Below are 10,966 nucleotides of genomic sequence, written 5' to 3'. Positions count from 1 at the left end.
TAGACCATCCCGGAAGTTCCCCGCCCGTCGAAACCTCCGGGCGGGTGCGCGCCGCAATCCAGCCCGTATCCACCGGGTTCGAGCTGGTGCGAGCCTTGAGAGGCTTTAGAACACTGGTTCCTCACGTACACCTTCCTGACTCGCTCGCCGGGCCCACGCCGTCCGGTAGTACCGACGCGACCCGGCTTTGTCAGGGCTGCTTCCCNCCNCTCCCAGCGTTCCNNGGGAAGAGCTGCCCTCAGCTTCACCGCCCTGCTGCGACAGGGCAGAGGTGGTGGTCTTTCACCTCCACTCGGGTTGTGGGCGCCTCGTGGCGCACTTCCTCTTGCTCGCATGGCGTCGCCCTTCCGGTCGTCGTGGTCGGGTCGAGCCTGCCAGGGAAAGTGCGTGCACGCAAGTTTTCGGAAGCGTAAGTTTGCGTGCGCGCACGCCGGCGTGGGAGGCTAGCTGCGTGACGACACCGCCGCCGGGGCTGCGGGAGCGGAAGAAGCAGGCCACCCGCGAGGCGCTGCGCGAGGCGGCCCTGCGTCTGGCCGTGGAGCGCGGGCCGGACCAGGTGCGTGTCGAGGACATCGCCGAGGCGGCCGGGGTCTCTCCGCGCACGTACAACAACTACTTCGCCAGCCGTGACCAGGCGATCGTGGCCGCCATCACCGCGGACCGGGAGGCGCGGATCGCCGCGGCGGTGGCGGCCCGGCCCGCCGGAGTGCGCCTGGCCGACGCCGTTACCGAGGCGGTGATCGAGCAGTACACGAACACCGGCGAACGCGAACGCGAGGCGCTACTGCTGATCACCACCCGGGCCGCGCTTCGCGACGCGTTCCTCGACACCACCACCGGAATCGAGCCCCCGCTCACGGCTGTGATCGCCGAGCGCCTCGGTGCTGACGCCGGAGCGCACACCGCCCGCGTCCTCGCGGCGAGCGTGGCCGCGGCGGTGCGTATCGCGTTGGAAGGCTGGCTCCGACCGGGCGGAGCTCCAGAGACCGCTGGGACCTGCGGTGCCGGGGGGCTGATGGTGATCTCCGGCTCGCTGTCCGACCTGCTCCGCGCGGCGCTGGCACCGCTCGCGCCGGCCTTCGACGCCGCCGAACCTACCCGCGCCCGTCCGTGAACCGACCCGACTCGGGTCAGGATCCTGGCAACGTGGCTTTCCAACTATGAATTCATGATTTCCTGGAAGGCTCGGCCGGATATCCCATGAACAGTTCGACCCCGCGGTGGTCCGGCGGGAGCTCTCCATCATCCGCGACGACCTGCACTGCAACGCGGTCCAGATCATCGGCGGCGACCCGGGCCGACTGGAACTGGCCGCCAACGCCGCCGCCGAGCTCGGCCTGGAGGTCTGGTTCTCGCCCTATCCGCTGGAGCTGGACCCGGAGCAGATCCTCGGACTCTTTCGCGACTGCGCCGAGCGGGCCGAACGGCTCCGGCAACAGGGCGCCGAGGTCGTGTTCGTCGCCGGTGTGGAGCTGAGCGTGATGAACCGCGGGTTCCTGTCCGGCCATAGCCCCGAGGAGCGCGTCGCGCGGCTGATGGGTCAGCCTGAGCGGCGGGCTGAGGCGGTCCGCGAGGTCGGCGTGCGCATCAACACGTTTCTCCGCGACGCCGCGGCCGCGATCCGCGAGCGCNTCCAGGGAAAGCTCACGTACGCCTCCATCCAGTTCGAGCAGGTCGACTGGACCCCGTTCGACTTCGTGGCCTACGAGCTGATCCGCTCCGCCGAGGTCGCCGACCGGTTCCGGGAAGCGGTACGCACCCTGGCCCGGGGCCCAAAGCCACTCGCCCTCACCGGATTCGGCACCGCGGCCTACCGCGGCGCGGGCGACAGGGGCGGACGGGTGCTGGAGGTGGTCGAATACCACCCACAGACCGGCGTCCCGATGCGGCTGAACGGGGTATACGAGCGCGACGAGGCCGGCCAGGCCGCGTACCTGAGCGAACTGCTGGAAGTCTTCGAGACCGAGGGTGCGGACAGCGCCTTCGTCTACCTGTTCGCTCTGACCGGCTTCCCGCACCGCCTCGACGGCGACCCCCGGGACGACCTGGACCGGGCCAGCCTGGGCATCGTCAAGATCCTCGAAGGACGGCGGGGGCAGACCTACCCCGACCTGGAGTGGGAACCCAAGGCCGCCTTCATGGCGGTGGCGGAGCGGTACCGGAGGNAGGAGGGCCGAAGCATCCGAAACCGCCAGACTCGCGGAACACTCGTTCGATTCGATAGATGATGTCCCGGTTGACGCGGTCACCGGACATCGTCCCTGGCCAGTGCCCGTGTGGCGACCGGGCGGACGGTGATTTCAGGGCCAGCAACCAAGATCGATCGGTTCGGATGCTGGTACACAGGGTCCACTGCGCTCCGTGGTACATCTTCTGACCTGCATGAATAGGTTCGACGATCGACATTGTCTCCGTCGGATGCATGAACGAGGCAGGTCAGCCACTTGGCGGGGAACAGGTGCGGCACGGGAACCGCGGGTTGCTCGGCGCGGCGGCGTTTCAGGTCCGGCATGTCGGCAAGACGGTGCGCCGGCCTGTGGGAGCATTCCCGGTATGCAGTCGAATGCGCCGGGTGTGGCTTCCGGCCGGCGGGACGTGCGACGGTTGCGGAGGGCAGTCGTCTGCCTGCCGGGTTCTGCTCGCCTGCGGCCTCGACAGCGGCCGGGCTCGGGTTCCCCGCGCCTGTGGATGCGGGTCCGCCAGAACCTGAAGCAATCTCGCCTCGAGGGACCGGACATGGACCGGCGAGGAACTTGACAGGAAATGCTCCGCAGCAGATCTGAGGCGGGCCGGGAGCCCTGGAAACCAGCGGCGCCAGCCCGCGGTGAGCAGTGCGTGGTCAGGCGGTCGGCCCGGCCTGGGTCGGCCCGGCCTGGGTCGGCCCTGCCTGGGTCGGCCCGTCCCGCGTTCCTGCACGTCGTGGCGCTGGTGGCGGTGCTCCTCGCGACGATGGCCGGGCCCGTTTCGGCCGTAGTGCCGGCCACCGGGCAGGGCGACGCGCTGGTCCTGGCAGCGGTTGCCGCCCCCGAAGCAGCCTCGCCGGAGGCAGCCCGATGCCCGCCCGCCACCAGGCTCACCCCCGCGGGCGACCGCTGCATCGGTGACCGGCGTGTCACCTGTGAGAGTTCCTCCGGCGACAGAGGTTGTACGCAGCCCGCGACGCCGCAGTGCCCGAGCGGCTGGCTGTTGCGTGACCAGCAATGTGTCCGGACGGTCATCTACAGTTGCCCCGACGCGGGTACCAGGCAGAACGATGTGTGTGTCACGACCGCCACGCGCAGATGCCCACCGCCGTGGCAGCTCGACGCCGCGGGCTGCCTCGCCGATACCGACCCGCGATGCCCGCAGGGCTGGCAGCAGGACGGCGACGACTGCGCCACCAGCCCGCACCNGATATGCCACGTCGGGGAACAACACGGCGTCAGCTGTGTCTCGCCGCTGCGTTACACCTGCCCCAGCGGGCGTGATCCCACCGGATCCGTCTGTGTTGATCCGCCGACGCTCTGCCCGGACGGCCGCACCTACGACGCGGCACTTCGGGTCTGTTCACCGGAAGGCGAGTTCTGTGCCTGGGGCGGTGTCGGCACGGATGACTGCGCGCCACGTTGTCAGCCCGGCACCAGCAGCGGACCCGACGGCTGCACGTCACCTGCGGACCCGGACTGCCCGGGAACAGTGACCTCGGCAGGCTGTGAGACCGGCGCGGACCAGATCTGCCCGGACAACCGCGAGCCGGCCGAACCTGGCACCTGCCGGACGGACTTCGCTTCGCTGTGCCCGGCCCCCTACCTCGACGTAGTGCCGGCCCATGGCGGAACCTGCTCGGTGCCGGCCAGAAGCTACTGCGCGGCCGACGAGTCGCCCGACGGGTGGTGCAGGTCCGCCGCACACGCCGACTGCGCGCCGGGTGCGCAGGAGGGCGGGCAGTGCGCCCTCGCCGCCCGGTGGATCTGCTCGGACGACTCGCCGGCCCCGGCTTCACGGATGTGCGCCGTCAGCATCGCCGTCTCCTGCCCGGACGGCAGCAGTGACGACGGGCTGCGCTGCGTCGCGCCTGCGTGCCCGGAAGGCATGGTCTATGCGGCAGCCGAGTGCATCCAGCCGGTGGTGACCTGTCCGGCGGGCACCGTCCGCGACGCGGTGGGCCTGTGTCATCCGCCCAGCGGACGATGTGAACCGCCGACCGTGCGGGCATCCGCCGGGGTGTGTGTGACGCCCCGGCGGGAATGCCCGGCCGGCCTGGTGCTGACCTCGGTCGGGGTCTGCGCGTTACTCCCGTCGATGTCGTCGGTGTCGCCGTCCGCAGAGCACCGGAAGCGACGGGACGAGCCCGTGCCGGTTCTGCTGGTGGGCGCCGGAACGGTCGCCGGTTGCACTGGGCTCGGTGCGGTGTTCCTGCTCCTGCGACGGCGGCGGTTCAACCCGCTCCACCCGCTGGATGAGCCGGCGCCCGGACCGACCCTCATACCGCCGGCCTACCGTGATCGCCGCCGCCGCGGACGGCAGCCCGTCCGACTGGTCGCACACGCGCCCAGGAGGCATCCGTTCACCCCGGGGCCTCCGCCTGGTGGCACCGTCCGGAATGCTCCTCCGGCGGTTCGTCTCACGGCGACAACGGCCAGGACGGCTGCGGCCGGCACGATGGCGCAGAGCGCCGACGGGACTGCGCAGCCCGTCGTCCGGCTGCAGGTCGGGCGCGCCGCCGGCACGGATGCCGAGAGGGTCGACGCCCACGCCACCGTCGGTGAACCGGTTACCCGCCTGGTCATCCGCCCCCGCGAGCGGAGGGCCGCCCGTGCGGCAGGCGCGACCGAGCCGGGGCCCGCCGGCCCGACCGTGTACCTGCGATCGTCCACAACTGTCCGGCGCCTCCAGGGAGAATGGCGATGACCACGCCCGACCAGACGAGACCACGTGTCCCACCCCCCTCACGGCCATTCCCGCCCCAGCCCCCACCCTCATCGCTGCGCGATGATCCCCCGCCGGACGGGCCGGAGGCGCCGGACCCGGGGATTGCGGGCCCGGATGCCGAGGGCGATGCCCCGCTGGTCTCCACTGCAGCCGATCTGCTCTTCGACGCCGGCGACGCGGCCGCGGCCCTGGGCCGGCTGCTGACCGGCAGGCTCCCCGACCTGTGGAGTCACCTCGCCGGTGCCGGGGTTGGTCCGGAGACAGTCGCGGACGTCGGCCGGGATCTCGCCACGGAGATCCTCAGCTCGGCGCGGATCAATGTCGTCGAAGCGATCCTGTCCGCCTGGAGCGCCTGGCAGCCGGTCCGGGAGGCGGCGGCCCGGACCACCCGGGCAGCACTCGACGCCCCGGCCGGTGACGCCCCGGCCGGTGACCGGGTCGACGCGGCCGCCGACCAGGCTGTCGGCACGGCGAGCGAGACGATCCTGGTGGGACCACACGCGCTCGGGTACACGCACGACCAACAGATTCAGATCTTCGTCGGCGAGGAGAACGTCGCCGACCTTCCGCTCCAGCTCACTCTCCGCTTCGAGTTGGAGCGCGCGAGCCTGACACTGCAGGGAAGCAGACTCGTCCGCCTGCACCCCGGCCCGGGCGTTCTGCTGCTGACGCTTGCCCTGGACGGCCTTGCCCTGAAGACGGCCCGGCGGGATCTGCAACTGCCCTCCTCCATTCCGCTCGGCCGCGGTCTGCCGGTCAGGCCCGCCCAGGATCTCGGCGACGAGACCGGTGCGGCGACGGCGAGCGACGAGGAAGGCGGAAGCGAGAACGCGGACGGCACACCGGGAACGGAAGGAACCGACGCCACACCCGGGGTGGACAGAGCGGGCCCGGACCGGCCCGACGCATCCTGACCTGCAACGGGGGCACCGGCCCGAAGCGTATGACGGCGTCGTCGAGACGGCTGTTCAGGGAAGCCTGGCGTCCTTAGTCCAGCTGGCTCGCGCCGGCATCCGACCGCGCTCAGCGGCTTTGCCCTCTGCCCCAGCTGGAGGGGTCCCGGGGCATGGTGTTTTGGAGGTTGAGGCTGAGCGCGGGGCGTCGGCCGGGGGCGAGAGCGTGGTCAGGTGGTGGGGATGCCGAACAGTTCGGCGAAGGGGCCGGTCATCATGTCGGCGCCTTTGTAGCGGGAGGTGATGTCCGGTCCGACGACGCCGTGGCCGGGTAGCTGGGCGGCGCCGCCGGTGGGGCCGAGGGGCAGCATGATGGCGGGCGGGGTGGGCTGGTAGGCGGTCAGGTCCTTGCCGCCGGTGATGAGGGCTTCGATGTTGGCTGCGGTCACGGCGGCGTGGGCTTTGGCGCGGCTGCCGCGCTTGGCCTCGGCGATGTCGGTGATGTCGCCGATGGCGAAGATCGTGTCGTGGCCCTTGACCTGCAGGGTGTCGGTGACGGCGAGGTGGCCGCCGGGATTGCGGGTGTCGGCCAGGGCGCCGGTGAGGAACCCGGTGTTGGGGACGACTCCGAAGCAGCGGAACCAGATGTCGGCGGTGATGTCGACGTCGGTGGTGGTGGTGACGTGGAAGGTGCCGTGCTCGCCGGCGGCGGTGGGCGGGTCGCTCTTCAGCGGCGCGCCGAGGACCAGTTGGACGTCGAGGTCGGACAGCTGGCGGCGGACCTCCGCGCGCAGTTGCGGCTCGTACTCGCTGAGGATGTCGGCGACGGGGTCCACGATCACGACATGCTTGTGCGGCCAGGCGGCTTTGATCTCGCCGGCGAACTCCAGGCCGACGGGCCCGGCGCCCAGCAGCAGGACGTGGCCGGCCGTCGCCAGGTTGGCGTGCGCCCGCCGGTACTCCTCCTGGGCGGCGGCGGTGTCGTCGGTGTCGTGCTTGGCGGGGAACGGGTAGGCCGAGCCGGTGGCCAGCACGATGTAGTCCGCGGTGATCTCCTCGCCCGAGGCCAGGGTGACCAGGCCGGGTTCCACCCCGACGGCCCGGTCGCGGACCACCCGCCCGTTGGCCAGCAGCTTGTCGTAGGGGAAGAACACCCGGGGAAGGAAGGCGGGCTCGACGGTGGCGCGCAGCGCGCCGACGGCGTGGAAGAACGCCTGCTTGGGCTCGACCAGGACCACGTCGGCGACGTGGTCCAGGGCTTTGGCGGCGGCGCTGCCGCCGTAACCGCCACCAATGATCACTACGGTCGGGGGCATCGGGGAACTCCTTGATGGTTGCCGATGCCGGCTTTCAGCCGGCGATGGAGGGAACAGGGGCGGCCAGGGCCGCTTCCTGAAGCGGGGGCGAGCCCCGGCTGGGCCCGAAAGCAGCGGGCCGGGGCGCTCCCGTACTGAGGTTCTCGGTCGCTCGGCAGCCCCTGCCTGCGTCCGCGAGCTCCTTCATCGCCCCGGGTGGTCGATCCCCGTCCCGGCGGAGCGGTCGCGGCCGCGGTCACGGCCGCGGTCACGGGCTGGGCGGAGCGGTGGCGCGCAGGAACGCGTCGGCGAGGATCTCGCAGGTCTGGCCGAGGTCGGGCAGGTCCAGCTCGGGCGACGGGCCCAGGGCGGCGCGGACCATCAGGTGGAAGACCAGCGGCCCGACCATCTGGTGCAGGAGCAGGGGGATGGACAGGTCGCGCAGGCGACCGGCGGCGATCTGCTCGCCCAGCCAGCCGCCCACGCCACCCAGGACGCGGGGGAGATGGTAGGCGACCATGGCCTGGGTGTCAGGCGTGTGGGGGTGGGCGAGGAGCTCCGCCATCATCGCGGGCATCACACGCGGCCGGTCCAGCAGCGCGCGGGCCAGCTCCCGGTAGACGGCCAGGACCTTCGCACGCAGGTCGCCGTCGCACCGGGCGAGGATCTTCTCCAAGTCCACGATGGGGCTGTAGCGCTCGAAGACGACCCGCAGCAGCTCAGTACGGCCACCGAAAGCGGCGTACACGCTGGGCACCGAGCATTCGGCGGCGATCGCGACCGCCTCCAGGGTCACGGCCGCCAGGCCGTGCTCGTCGATCAGCGCGGCCGCGGCCGCCACAGCACGCTCCCGCACGGGACGGCGGCCCCCCGGATCGACTCCGGCCGCGCGCACCGCCTCGTCCAGCGGGCCACGGGTCCCGCCCAGCCGGCGCAGCAGCGTGCTGCGCGCGATGCCCGCCTGCCGCGCGATCTCGGTCAACGGGACGTCGGCGACGTCCCTGCCCAACGCCTCGGCGGCCCGCAGCGCCGCGGCCACCAGATCGGCGTGCTCTCCTCCGCCGCTCTCCTCCCGTCCACCCATGACTCGCCTCCCGTCCCACCGATACTCGACATCAAATTACAGTTGCACTGTAATCGAGTTCCATCGAGTGTCGCCGGGCCGTGGACGAACCGGCGGGACGGACCCCGCGGTGACCTCTTCCCACCCGACACCAGCACCGGCGCGACTGGCGGCGCTGCTGCTGGGCCCGACGATGATGGTGCGGTCGCCTGGGTGCCGGTTTCACGGGCTGCCGGGCCGGAACCGTATTCTCAGGTGTGACCGAGTCCGAAGACCAGCAGACGTTCCACGACCTCGGGCTTGGTACCCCAGTCCTGCAAGCCCTCACCGAACTCGGCTACGAGGTGCCGTCGCCGATCCAGGTCGGCACGATCCCCGCCCTGCTCGCGGGCCGCGACGTCGTCGGCCTCGCCNAGACCGGGACCGGCAAGACCGCCGCGTTCGCTCTCCCGATCCTGTCCGGGATCGACGTGCGCAGCACCTCCACCCAGGCGCTCGTACTCGCTCCGACCCGGGAACTGGTCCTGCAGGTCGCCGAGGCGTTCGGCCGGTATGCCCACCACCTGCCNGGCCTGCATGTGCTGCCCGTCTACGGAGGGCAGGCATATGCCCCCCAGCTGGCCGGGATCCGCCGCGGCGCGCAGGTCGTCGTCGGCACTCCAGGCCGGGTCATCGACCACCTGGAACGCGGGACGCTCAAGCTGGGCGGCCTGCGCACGCTGGTCCTCGACGAGGCCGACGAGATGCTCCGGATGGGCTTCCAGGAGGAGGTCGACCGGATCCTCGCCGACACCCCCGACGCCAAACAGGTCGCGCTGTTCTCCGCGACGATGCCCGCGCCGATCCGCCGCATCTCCCGGCAGTATCTGCGCGACCCGGTTGAGATCACCGTCAGGACGCGGACGGTCACGGCCGCGAACACCCGGCAGCGGTTCCTGACCGTCGCCGGGCCGCGCAAGATGGACGCGCTCACCCGGGTCCTCGAAGTCGAGCCGTTCGAAGCTATGATCATTTTTGTGCGGACGAAGTCGGCGACGGAAGATGTCGCCGAGCGGCTGCGCAGCCGCGGGTTCGCCACCGAAGCGATCAACGGCGACCTCAGCCAGCCGCAGCGAGAGAAGCTCATCGCCCAGCTCCGCGACGGCACTCTCGACCTTCTCGTCGCCACGGACGTCGCCGCCCGCGGCCTCGACGTCGAACGGGTCACCCACGTCGTCAACTACGACATTCCCACCGACCCGGAGTCGTACGTCCACCGCATCGGCCGTACCGGCCGCGCCGGGCGTAGCGGTGAGGCGCTGCTGCTCGTCACCNCCAGGGAAAAGGGCCTGCTCGCCGCGATCGAGAAGGCGACTCGCCAGCCACTCGCCGAGATGGAACTGCCCACCGCGGAGGATGTGAACGCCCGGCGGGTCGCGAAGTTCCACGACGCGATCACCGCCGCGCTCGACGCGCCAGCCCACGCCGCATTCAGGGACCTGGTCCTTGGCTACACCCACGAGCACGACGTGCCGCTCGTCGACATCGCCGCGGCGCTTGCCGTGATGACCCGCCAGGAACCGGGGGAGTTCCTCCTCCCGCCGGACTCCGCCCCGCCTGTCCGGGAGAGGCCCGCCCGCGGCGTGGGCGGACCACGGCCGGTCTATGCCACCTACCGGATCGGGGTCGGGTATCGCCAGCGGGTCACCCCGGGCCAGATCGTCGGGGCGCTCGCCAACGAGGGCGGCCTGGCCCGGGCGGACTTCGGCCGGATCGACATCCGGGCCGACTACAGCCTCGTCGAACTTCCCACCGAACTGACCAAGGCCACCCAGCAGGCGTTGACCCGCACCCGCATCGCCGGCCAGCCCCTCAACCTGCGCGTCGAACGACCGAGCCGGGAATCCGGTACACGGCCCGGCGCCAGCCGCCGAGGAAAACCCGCCGCCTCCGCCCGCAGAACGCGCCGCCCATCCGACGTCACGCCGTAGAGGCCGTCAGAACATCAGGGCGCTCCCCACGATCGGGCCGCCGCGCGCCACCCCGACGCAACCGAGCGACTCCAACTCGACGAATGTCCCGAGTCGTTCATTCGCTGCCCGAAGGCGGCGAGGGTTTCGAGGATCTCGTCTGCTGCTTGGCCGAGATCAACGGCTCGGAGGACCCAGTTGCGGCGGACCCTGACCTGGGCCCGCGGGAAGGAGATGGCCGGGCACGTCGCACTGACGGCCAGCACGGGCGTGGGGTCTACTTGGGTGATCCGCACAGCCCCTGGCAGCGCGGCACGAACAAGAAAACCAGCGGCCTGCTCCGCCAGTACTTCCCAAGGGCACCGACCTGTGCCGCAGGACCCTCGACTGGAAGACACCCGTCGAGGCGATGAACGAGCAGCTATCCTCACTTCAAGTGGCTGGTGTTGCGACGACCGGTTGAGGTCGGTCAATAGACGTCTATCTTCTATACCAGCCGGCTCGTGGGGATTCTTCCTGGGAGCGGGCACGACTCGAATTTTTCGAACGGGCCTGTCTCCGCCGAGCCCCGGGAGATGCAACCCGCCCGCCGCGGGCTATCTGTAGGAAATCTGACGCGTTGACGTGCATATTGAGTTGCGGCTCGGGCGGTAGGGATGAGATGTTGAGGAATCCACCGTAGGTTCGGACAGATTCCATAATCTTCCTCATGGAGCGTGCTCCGTGCCGGTATTCTGGGACGTCCAGAAATGCTCGGATCAGATGCTCGTCGAATCTTGCCTGGTGGGTTGCTAGTCCATCTCGCGTCCGGTGTCTCTGGTATACTAAATAGAACGAAAGTAACTGGACACGGAT

General features: G+C 70.6%; 6 protein-coding genes and 5 pseudogenes. 8 read left to right on the top strand and 3 right to left on the bottom strand.

From position 1 onward, the window contains the following. Nucleotides 1-451: 451 nt before the first annotated feature. The 3 genes and pseudogenes from UG55_RS26285 to UG55_RS48370 all read left to right on the top strand — a co-directional run. Nucleotides 452-1,114 carry a TetR/AcrR family transcriptional regulator gene (locus UG55_RS26285; RefSeq protein ID WP_066074565.1) on the top strand — a complete coding sequence of 221 codons (663 nt, stop codon included), beginning with the start codon at nucleotides 452-454 and terminating at the stop codon, nucleotides 1,112-1,114. A 79-nt stretch (nucleotides 1,115-1,193) separates the two neighbouring features. Next, nucleotides 1,194-1,631 (top strand): annotated as a pseudogene (locus UG55_RS48375) (hypothetical protein); the annotation flags it as partial. A gap of 1 nt (nucleotide 1,632) precedes the next feature. After that, nucleotides 1,633-2,165: pseudogene (locus tag UG55_RS48370) on the top strand (hypothetical protein); the annotation flags it as partial. A gap of 1,674 nt (nucleotides 2,166-3,839) precedes the next feature. Here UG55_RS48370 and UG55_RS28975 read toward each other — a convergent pair. Next, the gene (locus tag UG55_RS28975) at nucleotides 3,840-4,073 is read right to left on the bottom strand and encodes a hypothetical protein (RefSeq protein WP_128423209.1); all 234 of its coding nucleotides are present in this window, start codon (nucleotides 4,071-4,073) and stop codon (nucleotides 3,840-3,842) included. An 813-nt stretch (nucleotides 4,074-4,886) separates the two neighbouring features. On the opposite strand from UG55_RS28975, the gene UG55_RS26270 reads away from it, so the two are divergent. Continuing rightward, entirely contained in the window at nucleotides 4,887-5,825 is a 939-nt protein-coding gene (locus UG55_RS26270; RefSeq protein WP_066074559.1) for a hypothetical protein, read from the top strand. A gap of 209 nt (nucleotides 5,826-6,034) precedes the next feature. Here the strand turns inward: UG55_RS26270 and UG55_RS26265 are convergent, their stop codons facing one another. Together UG55_RS26265 and UG55_RS26260 are read right to left on the bottom strand one after the other, a co-directional pair. Beyond that, nucleotides 6,035-7,120, bottom strand: a complete 1,086-nt coding sequence (locus UG55_RS26265; protein ID WP_066074556.1) for an FAD-dependent oxidoreductase — start codon at nucleotides 7,118-7,120, stop codon at nucleotides 6,035-6,037. A gap of 247 nt (nucleotides 7,121-7,367) precedes the next feature. After that, entirely contained in the window at nucleotides 7,368-8,183 is an 816-nt protein-coding gene (locus UG55_RS26260) for a TetR/AcrR family transcriptional regulator (RefSeq protein WP_066074553.1), read from the bottom strand. Between the two features lie 393 nt (nucleotides 8,184-8,576). Here UG55_RS26260 and UG55_RS45860 point away from each other — a divergent pair. From UG55_RS45860 to UG55_RS44415, 4 genes and pseudogenes are all read left to right on the top strand, one after another. Continuing rightward, nucleotides 8,577-8,730, top strand: a pseudogene (locus UG55_RS45860) (DEAD/DEAH box helicase); the annotation flags it as partial. A gap of 1 nt (nucleotide 8,731) precedes the next feature. Further along, nucleotides 8,732-9,475: pseudogene (locus UG55_RS44425) on the top strand (DEAD/DEAH box helicase); the annotation flags it as partial. 1 nt (nucleotide 9,476) lies between these two features. After that, the coding region (locus UG55_RS44420; protein WP_396231028.1) for a DbpA RNA binding domain-containing protein at nucleotides 9,477-10,132 on the top strand (656 nt) is incomplete at its 5' end. 159 nt (nucleotides 10,133-10,291) lie between these two features. Further along, nucleotides 10,292-10,574 (top strand): annotated as a pseudogene (locus UG55_RS44415) (transposase); the annotation flags it as partial. Nucleotides 10,575-10,966: the final 392 nt, after the last annotated feature.

The organism is Frankia sp. EI5c, from assembly GCF_001636565.1.
In the GTDB taxonomy this organism is placed as follows: domain Bacteria; phylum Actinomycetota; class Actinomycetes; order Frankiales; family Frankiaceae; genus Parafrankia.
The sequence above is the reverse complement of the archived record's forward strand: the minus strand, read 5'-3'. Positions and strand labels throughout refer to the sequence as shown.